We start from the raw sequence: 21,089 nt of genomic DNA on the forward strand, positions 1-21,089 counted from the left end.
TCATTCTTTGAAGCATTCGATTTGACATTAAATAACCATTACAACAAATGAAAAAGCTAGCATTATTATTCTCAGTATTTACGTTCGCCTTGGTTTTTAGCGCTGCTGCGCAAGAACAAGCCGCTGGAGCCATGATCACTTTTGAAGAAAAGTCAAAGGATTTTGGAGATATCACCCAAGGAGACAGAGTGTCTCATACGTTTGTATTGACCAATTCTGGAAGTGCTCCATTGATTATTTCGAATGTCGCAGCGACCTGTGGCTGTACGGTACCTAAGTGGCCAAAAGAGCCGATCGCTCCTGGAGCAAAAGCTGAGGTGGAGGTTTCTTTCAACTCAGCAGGCAAAATGGGAAAACAAAATTCAGTAGTTCGGATTTACTCTAATGCTTCTGAGCCCATCGAAAAGATCTCATTGATCTCTAATGTGCTTCCAAAGACACGTTAATCTACAGAATGACCAAACCAGAGCTCGCCCAAAAAGGCGAGCTTTTTTTGTTTTAAAGTTACTTTGGTTTTTCAGGTTTGAGATTTCTAGGCCTTTGCAAAAGCCCAAAATGAACCTCTTGTGATGTAATCTGGTTTTTTCCAAAACCCCAACACCATGGCAAGGAAAGCTGAGCGCAAAGTCACAATCAAAGACGTCTTTAAAAAAATCATTTGGCCAAGAAGAAAGCATTTGTTTCTTGGGCTTTTTTTGATTGTGATCTCAAGACTTGCAAGCCTGGTTTTGCCTGGGGCAAGCAAAATCCTCATCGATGATGTTATCCCTTCCAACGATTTGAATATGCTCAAATGGCTCATTGGCGGGGTCGTTTTTGCTATCGTCATTCAGGCCAGTACTTCGTATGCTTTGACACAGATCCTCAGCGTCGAAGCTCAGAATTTGATTTCTAAACTTCGTTCTCAAGTCCAAGCTCACATTATCAAACTCCCTATTCGTTTTTTTGATAATGCTAAAACTGGCGAACTCGTATCCAGAATAATGACCGATGTTGAAGGGGTACGAAATCTGGTGGGTACAGGCTTCGCTCAAATGATTGGTGGTGTCCTGACTGCAGTGATTTCGCTTTTCCTTTTGATCAATATCAGCCCTTTGATGACTCTGTACGTACTGGTTCCAGTTATTATTTTCGGTTTGGTGTCTCTCAAGGCCTTTGGAAGGATCCGGCCAATCTTCCGAGAACGTGGCAAGCTTAACGCAGAAGTGACAGGTCGACTTACGGAAACGCTCGGTGGAATCCGCGTAATTAAAGGATTCAACGCCGAATCTCAAGAGGTGAAAACCTTTGAAAATGGGGTCGAGCGACTTTTTCTTAATGTCAAAGCCAGTCTTACAGCCACTAGTTTAGTGACTTCGGCTGGTGCACTTTTACTAGGACTGGCTTCAGCTGGGATTATGGGAATTGGAGGCTATATGATCATGCAGGGCGATTTGACTTTTGGTGATTTTCTGGCTTTCACTTTATATCTGGGCTTTATGATCGCGCCGATTGTGCAGATGTCGAATATTGGCAGTCAGCTCACCGAAGCTTTTGCAGGCTTGGATCGTACAGAGGAAATCATGAATACACCTCTGGAGTCCGATGACAAAAGACGTGTGCACGAACTCGAATCTTTTCAGGGTAAGATGGAATTTCAGCAGGTTTCTTTTTCCTATGAAGAAGACAAGGAGGTGGTTAAAGGGATTAGTTTCACCGCCCCGGCTGGGAGTGTGACTGCTCTTGTTGGCTCCTCAGGTTCAGGTAAAACCACGATCGCCGGTTTGGCAGCAACATTTCTCAATCCCGATTCAGGAAAAATTCTTTTGGACGGTTATGATCTGGAGACGGTCACTTTGGAGTCATTTAGGGCTAGACTGGGGGTCGTGCTCCAAGATGACTTTCTCTTTGAGGGAACGATACGGGAAAACATACTTTTTCCACGACCTGACGCTTCCGAAGCTCAATTGCAGGATGCCGTCAAGGCAGCTTATGTAAATGAATTTTCGGATCGATTCGAGGATGGCTTAAATACGCTGATAGGGGAGAGAGGCGTGAAGCTTTCCGGAGGACAGCGACAACGAATAGCCATTGCCAGGGCAATATTGGCAGATCCTAAGATATTGATACTCGACGAAGCCACATCAAATCTGGATACGGAATCGGAAACCCTCATTCAGGCATCGCTAGCTGATCTGATGAAAGGTAGGACTACGTTTGTTATTGCTCACCGGTTAAGTACCATCCGTAGAGCGGATCAGATTCTCGTAATCGAGCAGGGAAATATTGTAGAGCGAGGTACGCACGAAGAGTTAATCGCGAGCGAAGGCAGATATTATCAGCTTTACACCTATCAGGCAAGGATTTAAAAGTCTGCATTGTGAGAGTTGGAGAGAGAATGGATAACAGGGATTAGCGAATAGAGGTTCTCAGATCTAGAAGTTCCTTCTCCAATTAATCCCAAGAAGCGATTAATTTGGCCACCTCAGCTATGGTCTCGGTCTGATGAAAATTAGGGTGATTGATTTGATGTTCGATTTGTTCGTGCCCCCAAGTGATATGATAAGGAATATGAATGGCAAATCCACCGAGCTCAAGAACAGGGAGGATATCTGATTTTAGGCTATTTCCTATCATTACAAACTCCTCTGGTTTCACGTCCAAGTGCTTGATCAGCTTGTTGAAGTCCGCTGCTTTCTTCTCACTCATGATTTCGATGTGATGAAAATGAGACTCTAGGCCTGATTTTTTGAGTTTACGTTCTTGATCTAGCAAGTCTCCCTTTGTCGCCAACACCAGTCTATAGGTACCGTTTAATTCTTTCAAGACCTTTTCGACTCCAGGCAGAAGTTCAACTGGTTTTTCTAGCATATCTCGCCCTATTTGAATTACCTTTTCCGTAAATCCATAGGGCACTTTGCCGTTAGTGACCTCCAATGCCGTCTCAATCATCGAGAGCATAAATCCTTTGATGCCGTAGCCATAGGTCGATAGGTTTTGAATTTCCTTGACATAAAGTTCCTTGATCGCAGCATGTCTTGGAAGGTAGTCCTCCAGCAATCCGGCAAATTTCTCTTCCGCTTCGCGAAAAAAAGGTTCATTCACCCAAAGGGTATCATCTGCATCGAAAGCGATTGTTTTGATCATCTTTTTTCTTCTTTAATCCTGCATGGTTTTAAGCCAGGTCAAAAGCTCATTTCGCCAGTTTTCTACGGTTCCCTTGCCAAGCCCAAATGCAAATCCATGTCCTCCGGTAGGGTAGAGATGCATAGATGCGGGCACACCTGCGTCAGTCAGAGCTTCGTAGTACAAAAGACTATTTCTAACGGGGACACCTTTATCGTCTTGTGCATGGACTAGAAACGTTGGAGGAGTATCTGCATTCACATTTAATTCTCCCGAGAAACGGTCCAAAAAGTCCTGACTTGGGTTTTCTCCAATCAAAGCCTTGCTAGAACCAGAGTGTGCCGACTTATCACGAAATGAAATTACAGGATAAACCAAAACGGAGAAATCTGGCCTAGCCGAAAGCTCATCGATGGTGTCTTTTGGCAAATCCAGGTCATGGTCATATTGGGTGCTGAGGGTAGAAGCCAGATGTCCTCCGGCTGAAAAACCCATTACGCCGACCTTTTCTGGATTTATACCCCATTCTTCAGCATTGTACCTCACCATCCTCATAGCGCGCTGTGCATCCAGTAAAGGCACTTCCTTTGGGTCGGTAAGCGAAGGTGAATCAGGCAATCTGTATTTCACAACAATTCCAACGATCCCTTGAGTATTTAACCATTTGGCGAAGTCTGTCCCCTCCCAGTCATAGGCCAGAATCCGATAACCACCTCCTGGAAAAATCAGTACTGCCTGACCATTTCGAATGGATTTTGCAGGGAGATATACTTCTAAAGTTGGTGTCTGAACATTGCTGATCCGGACGATATCCTCTTGCACGATTTTTTCCTTTAGTTCCACTTCCTTCTGAAGTGGAGGTGTTCCCTCCCAGAGAGGGATAATATGATTTTGAGCAAGTAGCATATGGCTTGAGAATAGAGTCAGAAGGGTGAAAAAAAGCTTTTTCATATCATGAATTGATTATTTCATTTGAGATTTTGACGTTTCTAGAAGATTTATCTAAAAGCTTTTTCTTAATCTTATCCAGTATGTTGGGTGACTTGTGATTCGTTTTTGCTGAACTAATTAGATACATTTTTTACACGAAGGCTGAAGAGCAAAACCATCATAAAACAAAACAGTGGTAGCAAAAAGGAGAAATTTACTTCCGGAACGCCCAAAATCAGAATATCATCGTAATTACTTCCCCCCAAATCGAGAATCATACCTTGAAGTGTAGGCATGATTGCACCACCTACGATTGCCATTACCAAAAAGGCTGCTGCGAATTTTGAATCTTCTCCCATGCCTTCCAAGGCAATTCCATAAATAGTAGGAAACATCAAAGACATCGCAAAAGAAATGGCCACCAAACTGTAAAGCCCTGGCATTCCAACCAAGAAAATCGCTCCTAGTGTGAAAATCATAGCCATAGCCGCAAAAATCGCGAGCAACTTTTGAGCGGATAGATATCTTAGGAGCCAGGTACAAATCCAACGACCAACCAAAAAGACTACCAAGGCGGCATAGCCATAGTTGACCGCACTAGCATTCGAAATTCCGAGTACTTCAGCGTATTGATAGATATAGGTCCAAACCATAATCTGCGCACCGACATAAAACATTTGCGCCAGCGTCCCGCCTACGAAGTTTTGATTTCTGAACAGCCGACGCATGGTAGGCATAAAGTCAATTTTACTACTTTGATCCTTGTTTTCTGGCATTTTCACCAAGGCAATAAGTACCAGAATCCCCAAAACCACCAAGCCCAAAATCACATATGGGTCACGTATAATCATCAGGTCTGATGCCCTGATCAGCGCTTTTGAAGACTCGTCTAGGCTATCGAAGATGATTTGCCCATCAGTATTAGTTTCATTGGATTGAAGAGAATTGAGGATAAATTGCTTTGCAACGAAAAGCCCCGCCAGCGCTCCCATTGGATTAAAAGCCTGGGCTAGATTTAGTCGTTGAGTGGCCCTTTCGGCGGGACCCATGGATAGAATATATGGGTTGGCCGTAGTTTCCAAAAAGGCGAGTCCAAAGGTAAGGATGTACAGGGAGGCAAGGAAAAACCCATAGCTTTCCCATGCTGCGGCCGGATAAAAAAGTAATGCTCCGAACCCATAAAGTCCTAGCCCCAATAGAATCCCGGTTTTGTAAGAATATTTTTTGATGAAAATGGCTGCAGGTAAGGCCATGGTGAAATAGCCCCCATAAAAGGCCAATTGTACAAAAGAGGCTTGAGTATTATTGAGTTCTAGCACCCGCTTGAATGCCGCCACCATGGGATTCGTGATGTCATTGGCAAAGCCCCACAGCGCAAAAAGGGAAGTGATCAGAATAAAGGGGAGCAGGAGCTCTTTGGGTACTAAAGCGGATTTTTTACTCATAAAGCTCGATCTAAGTGGGTATAGCCGCCATCTACATGAATATGCTGTCCGGTGATATGACTGGCTTTTTCGGAAAGTAGGAAAACGGCCATAGCAGCGATTTCTTCTGGCTTCGTCATGCGGTTTCCCAATGGGATTTTGGAAGTAATTTCAGCCAATTTTTGCGTAGACTGCTCAAAAGATTCAATCCAATTTTGGTACATGGGAGTCATCACTTCAGCCGGAATGATGGCATTTACCCGGATGGAATAGGGGAGCAGCTCCACAGCCCATTCCCTAGTCAAAGCAAGTATCGCTCCCTTAGCTGCGGTATAGCCGGAGGTATTTCCCTGGCCAGTGAGTGCAGTTTTGCTGCTGATGTTGACTATGCTTCCTTGGCTTTTTTTAAGCCATGGCAAAGCAAAATGTGACAATTCATAATAATGATTGAGATTCTTGCTCACCGAGGAAGCAAAGGTTTTGGGATTCCCCTTTTCTAAACCTACTCCGTCATTTACGCCCGCATTATTTACGAGTCCGGCAATACTTCCAAAGGTCTGAATGGCCAATTCCACGGCTTTTTTGGAATCTTCTTCACTAGAAAGTAAGGTTGGTATTTGAATCCCTCGACTACCTTCCAAAAGCTTTGCTCCAGCTTTTTCGTCTGGATCGATAATGACGGGTATGGCTCCTTCTTCCAAGAGTGCGGTGACAATGGCTCCTCCGATACCTTTGGCTCCTCCGCTGATTAAAAAAACTTTGTCTTTGAGATTGAGATTCATGCTTTAATTCTGGGCCGTTCAGATAAGTTAGGGCTTTATTCCATAAAATTCCATGGCAGTGCCACCCATGATCTGTGCTTTTTCGCTGGGTGATAGGGGAGCGATAAATTCAGAAATCACCTCGGCTACCTGGGAATAGCTTCCTGCTAAAAGGCAAACTGGCCAATCACTTCCAAACATCAGTCTTTTTGGCCCGAAAAGCTCCAATGCAGTTTCCAAATAAGGTTTGAAGTCTGAGGCTGTCCAGTTTTTCCAATCTGCCTCAGTCACCATTCCTGAAAGTTTGCAGTAGATATATTCCCGTTCGGCAAAGAGACTCATTTCCTTTTTCCATTCTCTCCAAATGCCAAGCTTGATCTGTGGTTTGGCGAGGTGGTCAATCACGATGGCTTGTTCCGGGGACTTTTTGATCAGTTGAAAAGCAGCTTCAAGCTGAGAGGAATAAACCAATAAATCATAGGTATAGCCTCGTTTCCCGATTTTCGCCAAGCCTCGAATAAATTCAGGTTTTAGAAAATACTCTGGCTTTTTGGATTGTAGCACTTCCCGGTAGCCCTTGAGTTTAGAATTGGAGGAGAAAGCATCGAGATCTTTTTCCAAATCATCGCGGCTGAGATCTGCCCAGCCTACTACAGCTTTTATTTTTTTCTCTTCCGAGGTTAAATCTAGAAGCCAAGCGGTTTCTCTGAAGCTTTCTTCTGCCTGAACCACGACGGACCCATCGATTTCATTTGAATCAAGTTCAGGATATAAATTTTCTGGTAGAAAAGTATGTTTAATCGCACCCATGCTTGAGTCAATCCAGGTTTGCTTGGCTGGATCATACTTCCAAAAATGCTGGTGCGCATCTAGTTTCATGCTTCAGGGTCGTTCATAGCCACTTGTCTGGCCTTTCCTAGACCTTCAATTCCCAATTCGACTACATCTCCATTTTCAAGATATACAGGAGGCTTAAGGCCCATACCCACTCCTGATGGAGTCCCAGTAGAAATCACATCGCCAGGGAGCAAGGTCATGTACTGACTCAAATGAGAAATGATTGTTGGAATATCAAAGATCAAGTCAGAGGTATTGCTGTCTTGAAGGATTTTACCGTTAAGCTTAAGCCAAAGACGGAGATTGTGAGGATCGGAAATCTCATCTTTGGTGACCAATAGTGGTCCTAGTGGTGCGAAATGATCCGCACTTTTTCCTTTTACCCATTGCCCGCCATGCTCTAGCTGAAATGCTCGTTCGCTGACGTCATTGTGCACGCAATAGCCAGCCACATAGTCTAAGGCATTTTCGGTGTTGACGTATTTCGCTCTTTTCCCGATAATTACCGCCAGTTCCACTTCCCAGTCAGTTTTCTCGGAGTCTTTTGGGATAAAAATCGGATCGAAAGGTCCGCAGAGCGATGAAGTGGCCTTCATAAAAACAATAGGTATTTTCGGCACTTCCATTCCTGCTTCTTGGGCATGTTTAAGATAGTTGAGCCCGATACAAATAATTTTTGAGGGTCTGGAAATAGGGGAGCCAATTCGCTCATTGGGAGGAACTTCAGGCAAAGTGGCCTCGTGAACCTTTAGCCAATCTTTTAACCTATTTAAGCCATCATTGGCAAGAAATTCTTCGGTCCAGTCCTCTCCAAATGTGGTACAATCTAAGTTTCTACCGTCCGCGGTTTGAATGGCTGGGTTTTCCTTGCCAAATTCTCCAAATCTTAAAAGTTTCATACGTCTTGTAGTTTAAACTTTGAGGCCTTTAAAGCCTCCATCAATATTATAATCTGCTCCGGTAATAAACCCTGCTTCATCGCTACAGAGGAAATAGGCTAAATCAGCAATTTCCTTTGGCTCGGCCATACGTCCGATGGGCTGGGTGGCAGCTAATTTTGCAAACATTTCTTTTTCCTGCCCTGGGTAGTTTTTTGCCAAAAAACCATCTACAAAAGGTGTGTGAACTCTTCCTGGGGAAAGGCAATTGCAACGAATGCCATCGCTAACATAATCTCGAGCAATACTCAAGGTCATGGAAAGCATGGCGCCTTTGGTCATCGAATAGGCAAATCGATCGGGGAGGCCCATGGTAGCTGCCACGGAGGCCATATTGAGAATGGCACCCCCACCAACAGCTTTCATTTTTGGGATCACCTTTTTGGTAACCAAAAAAGCTCCTTTCACATTCACCTCATACACTCGGTCAAAATCCTCTTCAGCGGTGTTTTCTACATTTCCGATATGAGAAATCCCAGCATTATTGATGAGAACGTGTATTCCACCTGTGATTTCATCGATGGCACTTTCTACAGAAATGCTGTTGGTAATGTCGCAAAATAGGAACTTGACCTTTTGACCTTTTTCTTCCAATTCTGCTTCCACGGCCTTGCCACTTTCTTCCTGCATATCGATGAAGAAGACATTGGCGCCCGAGTCAGCAAATTTCTTAACGATTGCCAAGCCAATTCCATTGGCCCCACCAGTGATCAGTATGTTTCTTTTTTTCATTATGTACTGGATTTAGTCCAAGGTGACGATTTGCCTTGTTTTCACCGATTCATCACATGCAAAAGCTATTTTAAGACTATTCACTGCGTCTTCCAAATGATCGGTCAAATCCTGATCCTGCGTAATGGCATTTAAAAAATAAGCTTGCTCTCGATTACAAAGCTCCTGATGGCCAGGTTCATCCTTCATATCGATCCAAGTGTCGGCCTTGGTGAAATTATTTTTTTCATCAATATCCGCATGATGTACGCGAATCGATTCTGTCTTGGTATGGCTATCCACATCGTCTGATTTACCACTTGCTCCTGCATCCTTAGCAACGATAGATACCGATCCCTTTGGTCCAAAGACATCCTTTACAAAGAAGGCGGTCTCCGAAATCATGGGCCCCCACCCAGCTTCATACCAGCCTACCGATCCATCGTCAAAACGAATTTGGAGTTGGCCGTAATTGTAATTGTTCTTTGATATGTCCTCTGTTAACCTCGCTCCAATTGCAGAAACTGAGAGGGGTTTTGATCTGGTCATTTGACACATTACATCAATGTAATGCACACCGCAATCCACGATAGGGCTCAAACTTTTCATTAGATTTCGATGCACGTCCCACATGTAGCCTTGGCTTTGTTGATTCAGATTCATTCGCATGACTAGAGGCTTACCAAGTTTTTGGGACTCTTCGATAAACCGAATCCAAGAGGGATGATGTCTCAAAATATAGCCTACGACTACTTTTTTGTTCTTTTCTTTGGCTTTTGCAACTATTCGTTCGCACCCTATAATGGTATCAGCAAGAGGTTTTTCTATAAAAATATGGCAATCTGCGTCTAGCGCTGCTAAGGCAAATTCTTCATGCGTATCTGGATACGTGGAGATACAAACGGCATCTGGTTTAGTTGTGGTTAGAGCTTCTTTCAGGTCTGTGAAAAGGGGGTAATTTGCACCTAGAGTTTGATTGAGTTTTACTTTACTTTCACCTCGTGCTCCCAATCCACAGATATCAAACTCAGGCATGTCGTGATAAGCCCTAGCATGGGAGGCTCCCATATTTCCGCAGCCTACTACTAAGATTCGTATAGGTTTATTGGTTGTCATATTAATTTAATTCTTCGCGTTTATTTGCCTTTGAGTTTCTCGAAATCTCTTTTACTTAAATATAAGATGTTGATATCCAATGTAATGTCAGTTTCAGGCTGATCAATGCTATCACGCGGTACATTGACGATTTGGTCCACAATATCCATCCCCTTAATTACCTCTCCAAAAACGGTGTAGTCTCCATCCAATCTCGCTAAACCTTCTTTGTTTTGGACGATGTAAAATTGACATCTAGCGGATAGTTTGTCCGGATTCCCATCTCTTCCAGCACCCACAGCTCCATACACGTGCTTGATATCCGGATGAAATTCTGGTGCTAATAAATACTCCGGATCATTAAAACCTTCAGGTGTGTCAGGACAGCCACCTTGGGCAACAAAGTTTGGGATCACTCGATTGAAAGTGAGCGAATCCCAATACCCTGCCTCTGCAAGTTCAATGAAGCTAGATTGATGATTTGGGGTGCGCTCATCAAGGGAAATCCATATTTCTCCAAGGGGAGTAATGATTTGGCCAACGGGAATGTCCCCCTTTTTTTGAGCGAATGCGTTAATGCAAAAAAAGAAAAGGACAGCTAAAAGAATTTGGTTTTTCACGGCTGATTGATCATTTGGATACTTTCTTTGTTTTTCACAGGATTAGCATACATAGCGAGGAAGTTTTCACGGGTAACCGGGTCCTCAGTCTGTACTTTTTCTTTAAATCTCTGAAGAAAAGCTTCCTTTTCCTCAGCATTATAGCGATCGCTGTACCTATCAGTTTCATTGAGGAGATCAAAAGCGATGTATTTACTCGGCCAGAGTTTGTAGCCTTTCCAGATTTTATGATCGATCAAAAGAGAAAGCTCGGCAAACTTTTCGCTCAGATTTATTTCTTTTTGATTGATCTCTTCTATTTCATCATTGATTACCCCACTCACATGGATATGAATATGCTTTTTGGTGCCCATGATTCCTCTAAGGAGATTTAAGAAATCCTCATTTTCACTTTTTATATATTTCTCATCCCGAGCCTTTGCCAGAAGTTCAGGCAGTTTTAAAATATCGGTAGGATCATATTCATAAGAAATAGAGACGGGCACCACCTTAATTTCCTTAAATGCATCGAAAGGATTTTTACCTAGATGGGACAAGGTGAGCATTTTCAATACTCCCTTTTGGGTTAAGTCGTTCCCGTCCTTACTCCGCCCTTCACGCTGTGCAGTCCAAACGGAGCGGTTTTCATGAATCAAAGAATTACGGATATAAGAGGAAACTTGAATAGAGCTTTCTAGAAGTCTTCGGCCCTGAGCACCTCTTTCGATAGTGAAGTTTCGATTGAGTTTACTAAGGGTGTTAAGGAATGGTTTTTTCACCAAATTATCCCCGATGGCGCTCGTGGTGAGCACTAGTCCATTTTCATAAAGGCAGCCATTTAAAAGGGAGGTGTCCAGAATGATGTCGCGATGGTTGGAAATAAATAGATAAGCTGTATTGGGTTCAAGATTTTCGAATCCAGAGTAGCTCAATCCATCTGAGCTTTTTTCCAAAACCTTTTTTAATCCGGGATAAATAAAGTTGATCTGAAAATCTCGAAGTGAATGGGTATGAAGCATTTGTCTCTTCCAATCTTGATTTCGATCGTCTGGAAAGGTAAACATCATCATTGCCTGAAGCATAGGGTCGTCAATAATGGAATGAATAGCTTTATTTACTTCCGAGTCATAAAAAGGACGAATGGTATCGAATGTGTGCATGGGTGACTAAACGTGTTAGGAAGTTGAAGTTAAAACCTCCAAGATCAATTTCGTTGTCTTTGGCTACTTTCTTTCTAAATACTTATCGAAAAAAGCAAGGTGCACGGGTAAGGCTTCGGTCCAATATGGCCAAGTGTGTGCCCCAGGCCTCTCGATATATTCATGGTTTACTTCATTCTCCAGTAATAGCTTATGAAGTTGTCGATTGGTCGATATCAAGAAGTCGTCTACTCCGCAGTCGATGATCATAGCAAGTCCATTTGTCTTCATTTCCTGAACGAGACCCACCGCAGTGTATTTGCTAAAAGGAGCGTCGTAATTGATGGGGCCCAGCATCATGGCCTGTCCTTCTCGGCGCATGTTTTTGAGCCCATCTCCAACTTCCCACATTCTTGTGTCTATATTCATTACCCCACTCATAGAGCCAGCGGCGATAAATAATTCTGGGTTTTTCGCACTTAAGGTGATCGCTCCATGTCCTCCCATCGAAAGCCCGGAAATGGCTCGAGACTCTTTTTTGGCTAAGGTTCTGAAGTTTTGATCTACATAAGGAATAAGCTCAGCCGTAATGTAAGTTGCATACTGCACCGAGTCGAGTAGGGGACTATCAAAGTAATAGCTCGATGGGCCTACACCTGGTGTTACAATAATCAGATCGTATTTATTGGCCATTTCTGGCACTAATCCAGGCTGAGTGACTTTCCTATGCCAATCATCAAAAGCGCCACTTCCGCCATGAAGCAAATATAAAACGGGGTAGTTTTTTTCACTACTTTCGTAACCTTCCGGAAATGTGACTGCTACTTTCAGTTCCTTTTTCATTGCCTCACTCGGCACAGAAACTGTATCTACTTGTGCCTGTCCAAAGGCGTAAAAGGACAGTAGAATCCCTAGGGTAATTAATTTGATTTTTTTCATCGTATGTTCACTTTACCTGACTTTTTCATTGTTTCTTTTGCTTCAGTAGATAGGGTCCAATCATTTTCAAAATACCCTTCGGCCAAAGGTTGATCAATGGACTTCTCGAATAAGATGTAATCTTTGAATTGCGGTAGGACGCGGTGCGTTAGGGATACAAATGGATAACCGGTTTCTTTCAGATTGGCCCACCAATTCAACCCTGAGTTGATCACTACGTAGTTTTCACCTTGAGGATAAATATATAGAAGGCCCGTCTCCCCATCATTCTGAGCGAGGTGTATTGGGAGGATGTCCTTCATTCCTGCAATCATTGAATTGGTATTGGCATCTCCAAAAAGAATCAAATTGGCATCTTCTAAGTCACTTGGCCGGACTTCTTTATCCGATATCACCCGTGGGAAAAACATCATCCGTCCGAGAAACTCCCCTCTGTAGTTGGACCAATTGGCTGCCTCAAGAGCATCAGCCCGCCTTTTTGCAAGCTCTTCATCCGATGGGTTATCTAGTGTTCCAAATACATAAACATGTCTTTGGCTAAATGCGTCAAATATAGGTCCTTCAAGCCCCCTACGTTTGGAAAGAGATTTTGATTCTTTAATGCCCTGATTCCAGCCCGTTTCATCCTTGTAAAGATGGAATTCAGGTGAAGGAGCAAGTTGCTTAGTTTCTCCGTCGATACGAATGGTTAGTGGTTTACTATCGTTGTAGTCAGGATGCTTTGCCAGATCCAAGGAAAAGGCTAGGAGATTGGCAGTGGTGATATTCAGGCTTCCATCATTTTGAAATGTGGCCTCGATCTCAGCGAGTTTCCCTGGTGCTATTTCTGTGAATTGTACCCAATAAGCCTTGTCGTATTTCAGTTGCTTGGTAGCAAATTTGACCTTCATTGGGTTTGGATTTCGGGTGTAGGAATCAAACCAATCGAAAATAAACCCATCTGCATAGGCATTCACCCAACTATCATGGAGTACTCCTGGATACTCAACATACGAGACGTCTGTCCCCTCTGCTTGCATTCCGGAAACAAGTCGTTTGGTCCCTTCAGCTGGCACTACTGGATCAGCTCCTCCTTGGAAAAAATGAACTGGGTAATTGAATGAGTTTCCTAATAACTCCATGGCTTCCATAGGCGGAGCCGGGCAAACTGGCGCGATGGCCGCCCAGATATCTGGTCTGGTAAGTCCCATCCAGACGGTACCGCCACCTCCCATGGATAGTCCAGTAAGGTAAATTCGGTTTTCGTCAATGGTGAATCGCTTTTTAACGTCTTCAAGTATCTGCATCACATCATGCTCAGCTACTCCTTGATAGCCTGCAGTACCCCGTGCGTAAGGTGCTACGACGATGTAATTCACATCTTCCCATTCTGGAAAATAACGGCTAGCTTCCACGTCAGTCTCACCTTCGGCATTACTTTTTCCAAATACTCTTCTTAATGCCAATCGATGATTGGAACCTGCGCCATGAAGCATCACCATTAGGGGGTAAGCGTTTTTTTCGTCGTAGTCCTTTGGAATGTAAAGTGCGTAGGGCTGCTCGGTGTCGTCTAGGTCAGAATGGATGGTAAGAACCTGAGGCCCGGCAGCTAATTTTTGAGAAAAGGCAGGCTGCCAAAGTAAAATGCCTAGCAAAAAACTTAGAAATAACTGTCTCATTTTGGGTGTGTTGGGTATTGAATTATTCTCAATCTAAAAAATATTCATCATTTCTAGATGAATCTTTGATGCCCTGACTAGTTTGTGGATGATTGGTATTTTGTATATTTCATCAACCAGCATTGAAATCTTGGAACGTAGAAAATTACAAAATTGGGCATATGGGCTGATTGTTTTGGTTTTAGGAACTATCGTCCTGAAGGAAGGATCTTTCTTGTTTGTCCCTTTGGTTTGGGGAGTGTTCTTTTCATTTACCCTGTATCCTATTGCCAATTGGCTCGAGCTCAAGCGAATCCCCAGGGGAGTAGCTATTGTTCTTAGTATTCTACTTTTTACAGTTTTCGTAGTAGGGGTTTTTTACCTTTTACTCAATCAGATGATCGGCCTGATTAAGGAAATTCCAGAGATCGGAGAAAACCTCAAAAGTAAACTTGGGGACTATTTTGAACAGATCAATACCTTATTCGGTGGAGGTATAATTGCGGATAATCGATCTACAGAAATCTGGTCCTACTTGAGCCCAGAAAACCTTAACAAGACACTTTTTGCCACGGGTAAATCGCTTACACTAGGGGGGATTATTCCACTTTATGTTTTTTTATTGATGTACTACAAAGACTTTTTTGCTGAGTTTTTGGCGAAAGTTTCCAAAGGTCCCAGCGACAAAGTGCTCAATTGGGTGGGACAATCCGGATATGTGATCCAATCCTATTTGGCAGGCATGTTCAAGGTCACCATTATCGTAGGCTTATTAGCTGGACTTTTCTTTTACTTCCTAGGAATAGAGTATTTTATTCTCTTCGGGGCATTTATAGCCATTATGAATTTGATCCCTTATGTGGGTGTATTTATCAGCTCCTTCTTTGCGATTCTCTACGTGTTCCTCACCAGCGACTCCTATACAGAACCTATCTTAACATTTGGGGTGCTTTGGGGGATTCAACTTTTGGAAAACAACCTCATCACACCTTTGGTGGTGGGTTCTCAAGTGAAAGTGAATGCACTCGCTGTAGTTTTAGCTATCCTATTGGGTGGCTGGCTTTGGGGAGTCTCAGGCATGGTGCTTTTCATCCCGCTAGTGGGTGTACTGAAGCTGACGCTCGAACGAACCCAAGGGATGGAGGCCTACGCTTACCTTCTAGGCGATGATGTGCCAGTGACGGAAGCCAATGAGAATTACCTGAAAATTCTCAAGCGAAAATTAAAGAAACCCAAAGATTAGTCTTCGGAGCCAATTAATCCCAGAAATCCGCATTTTCAATCCCCACTTCCTTGGCTTTAAACACAGGATCTTTGCCCTCCTTTTTCTGACGTCTATAGTCGTCCAAGGCTTTCAGTGCAGGCTTTCTAAGAAGAATAATTGCGATTACGTTGATCCAAGCCATCAAACCCACACCAATGTCGCCAAGCATCCAAGCAGCTTCAGCCGTTTTGATGCATCCATAGAATGTAGCTCCTAGAATTAAAACTCGTAGAGCATTGAGTGACCATTTATTCTTGGTTTTTCTTGTTAGATAACTCAAGTTGGTTTCAGCGATATAGTAATAGGCTAGAATGGTGGTGAATGCAAAAAACAGCAAGGAAATAGCAATAAACCCTTGACCCAAGGCAGGAAACTCTGTTGCTACTGCATACTGTGTGTACTCTGGCCCAAACTCCACTCCTGGAAGATTCTCTACCAAAAAGCCTCCTTCCGGATTCACTACGTTGTATTGCCCAGTAAACAAAATCATTAAGGCTGTGGCGGTACAAACAAAGATCGTGTCCACATAAACAGAAAAAGCCTGAACCAAGCCTTGCTTAACCGGATGACTTACTTCTGCGGCGGCTGCGGCGTGTGGTGCGGTACCTTGCCCAGCTTCATTGGAATAGATTCCTCTTTTCACCCCCCATGCTATAGCCATACCAAAGACTCCACTAAAGGCTGATTCAAGATTAAAAGCAGATTTGATGATTAAACCAAAAATGGCGGGAACTTCAGTAATATTGATTCCTATGATCACCAGAGCCATAAAAATGTAGGCTGCTGCCATAATAGGCACCACAATCTCAGCGACGATACTGATTCTCTTTACTCCTCCGATAATGATAATTGCCAAACAAGCAGTGATGAAAAATCCTGTATACATGGGGTCAATACCAAAAGCATTTTCTGCGCTAAGGGCGATGCTATTACTCTGTACTCCAGGCATAAAAAGGGCTGTGGCTAAAATAGTAGCAAAAGCAAAAAGCATGGCGTACCACTTGACCTTCAATCCTTTTTCAATGTAATAAGCTGGCCCACCTCTATACTGTCCATTATTGACTTCCTTGTAAATCTGGCCAAGAGTTGATTCCACAAATGCTGATGAAGCTCCCAAAAAGGCGATAACCCACATCCAAAAGATAGCTCCAGGACCTCCCATGGCAATAGCGGTGGCCACTCCTGCGATATTTCCTGTTCCCACTCTTCCAGAGATCGCTATGGCAAAGGCCTGAAAGGAAGAAACCCCTTCTTTGGATGATTTGCCTCGAAAGAGAAGACTGATCATCTCTCGGAAATAGGTGACTTGTAGAAATCGGGTTCGGATAGAAAAATAAATGCCTGCTGCCAGGCAAAGTACAATTAGCGCATTACTCCACACCACGGCATTAATGCCTTCAATAATCTCGTTCATGTTGGTTTGTTTTCAGATGGAGGATTATATGCTTTTTTCGAACCAAAATAACCTCCAATGAATTGAATTGACATCTGCGAAAGTAAGAAAAAATAATAGGATTGCTTTTCCCAGTTGGGATATGGTAGGGTGCATTTTATGTCAGTTGTATATTCTTTACAAAACCGGCGCTTCTTCATTTGGCATGTTTACAAATTGTCAAATCAATCTGTGGTGGGTTTATGTTTCAATCCTCCCTGACCCATCTTTTCATTTTCGGATAGCATTCATAACTCGTTAGATTCATCCAAACCAGTAATGGCAACCCTCTCACTTGTCCGGTTTCATATTCCTGAAGCAAGTAGTCAGCTTCTCCTTTATAACCTCCATCATGGAAAACTTCCTTTGCTGGAATCTCTAAATGCTTTGCTGCAGCAAATGACCAAGCCATCACTCCCATTTCATCATCCTGCATAGGAGATCTGAATGCTTTTACGTTTCCAACTATGGTTCTCCTCTCTTGGGCCGTCATTAAGGCAATATGTCCAGCTTCATGAAGAACATCACCTGGATAAAGAAGTTTTTCTCTGTCTAGGATGATTACACCTCGATCGATTTTCAAGCCAGGTAAAAAAGTGCCATCTTCTAGTTTTTCTTCACTAAGTGTAATCCCTATTTCAACTATAAAAGAAAGAATTTTATCAAGATTGTTATTCATAGTCTTTAAATTCGATCTAACCAGATTCCAGTATTGATTAAAAGGGAAATATATGAAAGTTATTTTTTTTACGAATTCGGATTGGGCGATCCCTACTTTAACATGGCTAAAAAATGAGAATAAATTAGAAGCGGTGGTTTCGGCTAAAGTGTCTGATGGATTAAATCCAAATATTGAAATCTTTTGTACTACTGGTCAAATTGAAATCATGCATTGGGGTAATATTGAGGAGGTAGTTGCTGGATTGAAAAATCATGACTATCAGATGGGTCTTATGCTAGGATTCAAGGACAAGATTTCTAAAAAGGTCTTAGAACAATTTACCCACGGCATCATAAATATTCACTTTGGTGAATTACCACTGTATGCAGGGCCTGATCCTTTATTCTGGATTCTCAAGGAAGGAAGGAAGCAAGTTAGAGTGACTGCTCATAAAATAAATGAAAAGTTTGACGAGGGTCTAGAGGTCTTAGGGAGAGAGGTTCCAGTTTTTCCTGGCGAACCATATGGAGTTCTTGGCGGTCGTTTATCCCACCTTATTCCATCACTCCTACCTGAAATATTCAGCAAAATTGAAGTAAAGGGTCTAAAGCGAATATCCTCCAATCCGAAACCAAAATCAAAGCCTAATTCCGAGGATATTATGATTCGATGGAAAGATCATACTTCGGAAGAAGTAGAGAATTTGGTGAATGCTTGCAATCCAGCTTACGGAGGTGCGATTACCTTTTATAAAGGCGCACAGCTAAGAATTTTGGAAGTAAGCCCTGCTGATCTTGAAAATCAAGGGATATTTAGTGCAGGTGGTATCGTTTATTCTGACTCTACTTATGGGATTTTTGTTTTATGCTCAGATTTCAAGTGTTTGCGTGTAAATCTCCTCAAACTAGAAGGTGCTTACATTTCTTCTCAAAAATTTGCAGCACTTGGTGTCAAAGCCCATGAAAGGTTTGAATAGCTGATTTATGTATTCTAATGACATTTTATATTATTCAAGAGTTTTTACATTTAATTTTTTTTAAATATTACCATATTTTATTTAATTAATTTAATTAGATCCTTTAGGATTTATTATAGATAAATGTCATATTAAAGAATAATATTTTTAGCATATGACATTTTCTAGAAGGTTATTTTTAAAGAATTTTATCGCTGCTTCAGCACTATCTACAATGATTTCTACACCCTCGGTCGTTTGGGCCCTGGGGAGAAATTCGAAGGTTAGTTGGTTGCCTTTTGTTGGTGAAATGAATTTGGGAGGTTCAAACTCTTTAAGGAATTTAGTTTCTCAAACCGGCTCAATTCCGATTCGACTTGGGTTAGGCTCGTACACTTCTATTCGTAATGAGATAAACCAGAAATATACTAAGTCCTCTCCACTGATATTCAATTTCGACCCGAAGCTTTTGGAATATCCAATCGAGGAACTAGAAGAAATAGGGTTGGAACATTTTGAAATTATTAATTCAAACTTAAACAGAAATGGGCATCCCATTTTTGAAAGTTTAAAAGATTATACTCTGATTCAAGCATGTGGGGAACAGATCGGAGTCATGGGAATTGCTTTTACAGGAAGTAATCAGACCGTATCCACCATATTAGCCACAATTCAAAAGAAAAGTCAGGAATTACGTACAATCGGATGCCAGCGGGTACTTTGTCTTCTTGAAAACCCAGAGGGACTATTCCCTTACTTATCCTATAAGGATTTTATAGAAAGTAGTGAGGGCGTTAATTGGTTTTTTACCTCGTCCACAGAAAAGAAATCTCCTGAATTCTTAGCAGTTAAGAACAGAGATGGTAACGAGGTCTTTATTCAAGTGCAACCTATACAGCCGGCTGTGATAGGGGTGGTGCATCAGGATTTTGATACACAGACTTTTGATTTCAATATAGTAAATACTTAAATAATTTTTCTATGGAAGGTACAATAGGAGAAATTCGACTTTTTGGAGGTAATTATTCCCCAAGAAATTGGGCTGATTGCTCGGGACAGCTGATTTCTATTTCCCAGAACACAGCATTATTTTCAATTTTAGGAACAACTTATGGAGGAGATGGGAGGACAACATTTGGCTTGCCAGACCTTAGAAGCAGGGTGGCTATCGGTGAAGGTACTGGCCCAGGCCTTCCTAGTTTCCGCATAGGGCAAAGAGGTGGGTTGGAGCAGGTCCAACTGAATGTTGCTAATCTACCCACTCATAATCATACGATAAAAGTAAGTTCCACTGCCGGGGATAATTCTGACCCCACAGGGAGATATTCGGCAAAAGCTCAAACCGAGGTGGAGCGTGGAGCCACTCCTGTACCGGTGGATTCATATGGCAGTGTGGCCAACCAGATACCAATGGCATCGAATAGTGTCGGTAATGCTGGAGGTAGTCAACCTTTTAGTGTCAAGAATCCTTATTTGGGTCTAAGATATATTATTTGTCTTTTCGGGACTTTCCCTTCCAGATCATAATTTTTCAACTCTAGATAAAAAATAATGGAACCAACATTAGCAGAAATAAGAATATTCGCTGGCAATTTTGCTCCAAGAGGATGGGCACTCTGCCAGGGGCAACTTTTACCAATTAGCCAAAATCAAGCACTGTTTGCCTTACTAGGGACGATATATGGTGGAGATGGAAGGACAACCTTCGCCTTGCCAGATTTAAGGGGAAGATTTCCTAACTCTCAGGGACAAGGTCCTGGATTATCCAACATAAGGCAAGGTGAAAAGGGAGGTATAGAAACAAAAACTCTTAACTTAAATGAATTGCCTTCGCACAATCATTCAGTGGTTGCCAATAATACAACGGCTAGTACTTCAGACCCGTCTTCTGGAGCTCCCGCTCAGGCGCAGACGGTAGCAGAGAGGGGGCAAACACCAACTCCAGTTGATATGTATACTAATACTTCTAATGCTCAAATGGCTCCGGATACTATTTCCCAAGCCGGGGGTGGACAGTCAATTTACATCAGAAATCCTTTTTTGGGTTTACATTATATAATTGCTTTACAGGGCATTTTCCCAAGTAGAAGCTAATTTTTAACATTTAAAATAAACGTCGTTATGGAAGGAATGATTGGAGAAGTAAGACTTTTTGGAGGAAATTTTGCACCTCGTACCTGGGCATTCTGTGAAGGTCAGCTACTAGCTATAGCTCAAAACTCGGCTTTATTTTCCATTTTAGGAACAATCTATGGTGGAGATGGTCGCACCACTTTCGCTCTTCCCGATTTAAGAGGAAGGGCACCGATTGGTGTAGGAACAGGACCTGGGCTTTCTAATATTCGCGAGGGTCAAAAAGGAGGTCAGGAATCACATACATTGAATGTATTGGAGATGCCCCCTCATAACCATCCAGTGAATGTAAGTAATCAAGTGGCTGATCAAAGATCTCCAAGTGGAAAAGTCTTTGGGAAGGCAGAAATAGAAGTAGAGAGAGGGGCACCATTAAAACCTGTTGATGCCTATAATTCTGCTGGCAATACCACCTTGGGGCCTATAGTAGGAAATACTGGAGTGAGTCAGTCCTTCTATCTCAGAAATCCTTATTTAGTAACCAATTATATCATCTGCCTTGAGGGATTATTTCCAAGTAGATCTTAAA

The 21,089-nt window shown here is 42.5% G+C and carries 22 protein-coding genes; 8 read left to right on the top strand and 14 right to left on the bottom strand.

The window, feature by feature from the left end; translation table 11 throughout:
- Window positions 1-47: 47 nt before the first annotated feature.
- Together ACFOSV_RS11335 and ACFOSV_RS11340 are read left to right on the top strand one after the other, a co-directional pair.
- On the top strand, window positions 48-446 hold the full coding sequence (locus tag ACFOSV_RS11335; protein WP_377906129.1) for a DUF1573 domain-containing protein: 399 nt from the start codon (window positions 48-50) through the stop codon (window positions 444-446).
- A 156-nt stretch (window positions 447-602) separates the two neighbouring features.
- A complete protein-coding gene (locus tag ACFOSV_RS11340) occupies window positions 603-2,348 on the top strand; it encodes an ABC transporter ATP-binding protein (RefSeq protein ID WP_377906130.1) in 1,746 nt (581 codons plus the stop codon).
- 85 nt (window positions 2,349-2,433) lie between these two features.
- On the opposite strand, the gene ACFOSV_RS11345 is transcribed toward ACFOSV_RS11340, so the two are convergent.
- The 12 genes from ACFOSV_RS11345 to ACFOSV_RS11400 all read right to left on the bottom strand — a co-directional run bounded on the left by ACFOSV_RS11345 (window position 2,434) and on the right by ACFOSV_RS11400 (window position 14,136).
- Window positions 2,434-3,126: an HAD family hydrolase gene (locus ACFOSV_RS11345; protein ID WP_377906131.1), complete on the bottom strand. Its 693-nt coding sequence runs from the start codon at window positions 3,124-3,126 to the stop codon at window positions 2,434-2,436.
- A gap of 12 nt (window positions 3,127-3,138) precedes the next feature.
- On the bottom strand, window positions 3,139-4,056 hold the full coding sequence (locus ACFOSV_RS11350; protein WP_377906132.1) for an alpha/beta hydrolase: 918 nt from the start codon (window positions 4,054-4,056) through the stop codon (window positions 3,139-3,141).
- A 113-nt stretch (window positions 4,057-4,169) separates the two neighbouring features.
- On the bottom strand, window positions 4,170-5,480 hold the full coding sequence (fucP, locus tag ACFOSV_RS11355; protein WP_377906133.1) for an L-fucose:H+ symporter permease: 1,311 nt from the start codon (window positions 5,478-5,480) through the stop codon (window positions 4,170-4,172).
- Window positions 5,477-6,241 (bottom strand): SDR family oxidoreductase, encoded by a 765-nt coding sequence (locus ACFOSV_RS11360; RefSeq protein ID WP_377906134.1) that lies wholly within the window; start codon window positions 6,239-6,241, stop codon window positions 5,477-5,479. Before ACFOSV_RS11360 ends, fucP begins: the two co-directional genes overlap by 4 nt.
- Before the next feature lie 27 nt (window positions 6,242-6,268).
- A complete protein-coding gene (locus tag ACFOSV_RS11365) occupies window positions 6,269-7,099 on the bottom strand; it encodes an amidohydrolase family protein (protein ID WP_377906135.1) in 831 nt (276 codons plus the stop codon).
- Window positions 7,096-7,956, bottom strand: coding sequence for a fumarylacetoacetate hydrolase family protein (locus ACFOSV_RS11370; RefSeq protein WP_377906136.1), 861 nt, complete (start codon window positions 7,954-7,956; stop codon window positions 7,096-7,098). The genes ACFOSV_RS11365 and ACFOSV_RS11370 overlap by 4 nt, the downstream gene beginning before the upstream one ends.
- 12 nt (window positions 7,957-7,968) lie before the next feature.
- Window positions 7,969-8,727 (bottom strand): SDR family NAD(P)-dependent oxidoreductase, encoded by a 759-nt coding sequence (locus tag ACFOSV_RS11375; RefSeq protein WP_377906137.1) that lies wholly within the window; start codon window positions 8,725-8,727, stop codon window positions 7,969-7,971.
- Window positions 8,728-8,739: 12 nt separating this feature from the next.
- On the bottom strand, window positions 8,740-9,822 hold the full coding sequence (locus ACFOSV_RS11380; protein WP_377906138.1) for a Gfo/Idh/MocA family protein: 1,083 nt from the start codon (window positions 9,820-9,822) through the stop codon (window positions 8,740-8,742).
- A 20-nt stretch (window positions 9,823-9,842) separates the two neighbouring features.
- Window positions 9,843-10,421, bottom strand: coding sequence for a peptidylprolyl isomerase (locus tag ACFOSV_RS11385; RefSeq protein WP_377906139.1), 579 nt, complete (start codon window positions 10,419-10,421; stop codon window positions 9,843-9,845).
- Complete coding sequence (locus tag ACFOSV_RS11390) at window positions 10,418-11,560, bottom strand: 1-acyl-sn-glycerol-3-phosphate acyltransferase (RefSeq protein WP_377906140.1); 1,143 nt, start codon at window positions 11,558-11,560, stop codon at window positions 10,418-10,420. The genes ACFOSV_RS11385 and ACFOSV_RS11390 overlap by 4 nt, the downstream gene beginning before the upstream one ends.
- A gap of 63 nt (window positions 11,561-11,623) precedes the next feature.
- Window positions 11,624-12,478: an alpha/beta hydrolase gene (locus tag ACFOSV_RS11395; RefSeq protein WP_377906141.1), complete on the bottom strand. Its 855-nt coding sequence runs from the start codon at window positions 12,476-12,478 to the stop codon at window positions 11,624-11,626.
- Window positions 12,475-14,136, bottom strand: a complete 1,662-nt coding sequence (locus ACFOSV_RS11400) for a carboxylesterase family protein (protein ID WP_377906142.1) — start codon at window positions 14,134-14,136, stop codon at window positions 12,475-12,477. The genes ACFOSV_RS11395 and ACFOSV_RS11400 overlap by 4 nt, the downstream gene beginning before the upstream one ends.
- 130 nt (window positions 14,137-14,266) lie before the next feature.
- Here ACFOSV_RS11400 and ACFOSV_RS11405 point away from each other — a divergent pair, with 130 nt between their 5' ends.
- Entirely contained in the window at window positions 14,267-15,358 is a 1,092-nt protein-coding gene (locus tag ACFOSV_RS11405; RefSeq protein WP_377906143.1) for an AI-2E family transporter, read from the top strand.
- Window positions 15,359-15,371: 13 nt separating this feature from the next.
- On the opposite strand, the gene ACFOSV_RS11410 is transcribed toward ACFOSV_RS11405, so the two are convergent.
- Together ACFOSV_RS11410 and ACFOSV_RS11415 are read right to left on the bottom strand one after the other, a co-directional pair.
- Window positions 15,372-16,793 (bottom strand): alanine/glycine:cation symporter family protein, encoded by a 1,422-nt coding sequence (locus ACFOSV_RS11410; protein ID WP_377906144.1) that lies wholly within the window; start codon window positions 16,791-16,793, stop codon window positions 15,372-15,374.
- A gap of 226 nt (window positions 16,794-17,019) precedes the next feature.
- Window positions 17,020-17,490 (bottom strand): hypothetical protein, encoded by a 471-nt coding sequence (locus ACFOSV_RS11415; RefSeq protein WP_377906145.1) that lies wholly within the window; start codon window positions 17,488-17,490, stop codon window positions 17,020-17,022.
- 52 nt (window positions 17,491-17,542) lie between these two features.
- On the opposite strand from ACFOSV_RS11415, the gene ACFOSV_RS11420 reads away from it, so the two are divergent.
- From ACFOSV_RS11420 to ACFOSV_RS11440, 5 genes are all read left to right on the top strand, one after another.
- Window positions 17,543-18,448 carry a methionyl-tRNA formyltransferase gene (locus ACFOSV_RS11420; protein ID WP_377906146.1) on the top strand — a complete coding sequence of 302 codons (906 nt, stop codon included), beginning with the start codon at window positions 17,543-17,545 and terminating at the stop codon, window positions 18,446-18,448.
- A gap of 448 nt (window positions 18,449-18,896) precedes the next feature.
- A complete protein-coding gene (locus ACFOSV_RS11425; protein ID WP_377906147.1) occupies window positions 18,897-19,397 on the top strand; it encodes a hypothetical protein in 501 nt (166 codons plus the stop codon).
- An 11-nt stretch (window positions 19,398-19,408) separates the two neighbouring features.
- Entirely contained in the window at window positions 19,409-19,954 is a 546-nt protein-coding gene (locus tag ACFOSV_RS11430; RefSeq protein ID WP_377906148.1) for a phage tail protein, read from the top strand.
- A 24-nt stretch (window positions 19,955-19,978) separates the two neighbouring features.
- Window positions 19,979-20,521 (top strand): phage tail protein, encoded by a 543-nt coding sequence (locus ACFOSV_RS11435; RefSeq protein WP_377906149.1) that lies wholly within the window; start codon window positions 19,979-19,981, stop codon window positions 20,519-20,521.
- A 27-nt stretch (window positions 20,522-20,548) separates the two neighbouring features.
- On the top strand, window positions 20,549-21,088 hold the full coding sequence (locus ACFOSV_RS11440) for a phage tail protein (protein WP_377906150.1): 540 nt from the start codon (window positions 20,549-20,551) through the stop codon (window positions 21,086-21,088).
- Window position 21,089: the final 1 nt, after the last annotated feature.

This window comes from Algoriphagus namhaensis, assembly GCF_042649705.1.
In the GTDB taxonomy this organism is placed as follows: Bacteria; Bacteroidota; Bacteroidia; order Cytophagales; family Cyclobacteriaceae; genus Algoriphagus; species Algoriphagus namhaensis.

Excerpts from the sequence above, each read along its gene's own strand:
- ACFOSV_RS11415 (WP_377906145.1), bottom strand. The coding sequence starts at position 17,490 with ATGAATAACAATCTTGATAAAATTCTTTCTTTTATAGTTGAAATAGGG.
- ACFOSV_RS11410 (WP_377906144.1), bottom strand. The coding sequence starts at position 16,793 with ATGAACGAGATTATTGAAGGCATTAATGCCGTGGTGTGGAGTAATGCG.
- ACFOSV_RS11340 (WP_377906130.1), top strand. The coding sequence starts at position 603 with ATGGCAAGGAAAGCTGAGCGCAAAGTCACAATCAAAGACGTCTTTAAA.
- ACFOSV_RS11370 (WP_377906136.1), bottom strand. The coding sequence starts at position 7,956 with ATGAAACTTTTAAGATTTGGAGAATTTGGCAAGGAAAACCCAGCCATT.
- ACFOSV_RS11440 (WP_377906150.1), top strand. The coding sequence starts at position 20,549 with ATGGAAGGAATGATTGGAGAAGTAAGACTTTTTGGAGGAAATTTTGCA.
- fucP (WP_377906133.1), bottom strand. The coding sequence starts at position 5,480 with ATGAGTAAAAAATCCGCTTTAGTACCCAAAGAGCTCCTGCTCCCCTTT.
- ACFOSV_RS11400 (WP_377906142.1), bottom strand. The coding sequence starts at position 14,136 with ATGAGACAGTTATTTCTAAGTTTTTTGCTAGGCATTTTACTTTGGCAG.
- ACFOSV_RS11430 (WP_377906148.1), top strand. The coding sequence starts at position 19,409 with ATGGAAGGTACAATAGGAGAAATTCGACTTTTTGGAGGTAATTATTCC.
- ACFOSV_RS11380 (WP_377906138.1), bottom strand. The coding sequence starts at position 9,822 with ATGACAACCAATAAACCTATACGAATCTTAGTAGTAGGCTGCGGAAAT.
- ACFOSV_RS11360 (WP_377906134.1), bottom strand. The coding sequence starts at position 6,241 with ATGAATCTCAATCTCAAAGACAAAGTTTTTTTAATCAGCGGAGGAGCC.
- ACFOSV_RS11420 (WP_377906146.1), top strand. The coding sequence starts at position 17,543 with ATGAAAGTTATTTTTTTTACGAATTCGGATTGGGCGATCCCTACTTTA.
- ACFOSV_RS11345 (WP_377906131.1), bottom strand. The coding sequence starts at position 3,126 with ATGATCAAAACAATCGCTTTCGATGCAGATGATACCCTTTGGGTGAAT.
- ACFOSV_RS11435 (WP_377906149.1), top strand. The coding sequence starts at position 19,979 with ATGGAACCAACATTAGCAGAAATAAGAATATTCGCTGGCAATTTTGCT.
- ACFOSV_RS11390 (WP_377906140.1), bottom strand. The coding sequence starts at position 11,560 with ATGCACACATTCGATACCATTCGTCCTTTTTATGACTCGGAAGTAAAT.
- ACFOSV_RS11375 (WP_377906137.1), bottom strand. The coding sequence starts at position 8,727 with ATGAAAAAAAGAAACATACTGATCACTGGTGGGGCCAATGGAATTGGC.
- ACFOSV_RS11395 (WP_377906141.1), bottom strand. The coding sequence starts at position 12,478 with ATGAAAAAAATCAAATTAATTACCCTAGGGATTCTACTGTCCTTTTAC.
- ACFOSV_RS11365 (WP_377906135.1), bottom strand. The coding sequence starts at position 7,099 with ATGAAACTAGATGCGCACCAGCATTTTTGGAAGTATGATCCAGCCAAG.
- ACFOSV_RS11335 (WP_377906129.1), top strand. The coding sequence starts at position 48 with ATGAAAAAGCTAGCATTATTATTCTCAGTATTTACGTTCGCCTTGGTT.
- ACFOSV_RS11350 (WP_377906132.1), bottom strand. The coding sequence starts at position 4,056 with ATGAAAAAGCTTTTTTTCACCCTTCTGACTCTATTCTCAAGCCATATG.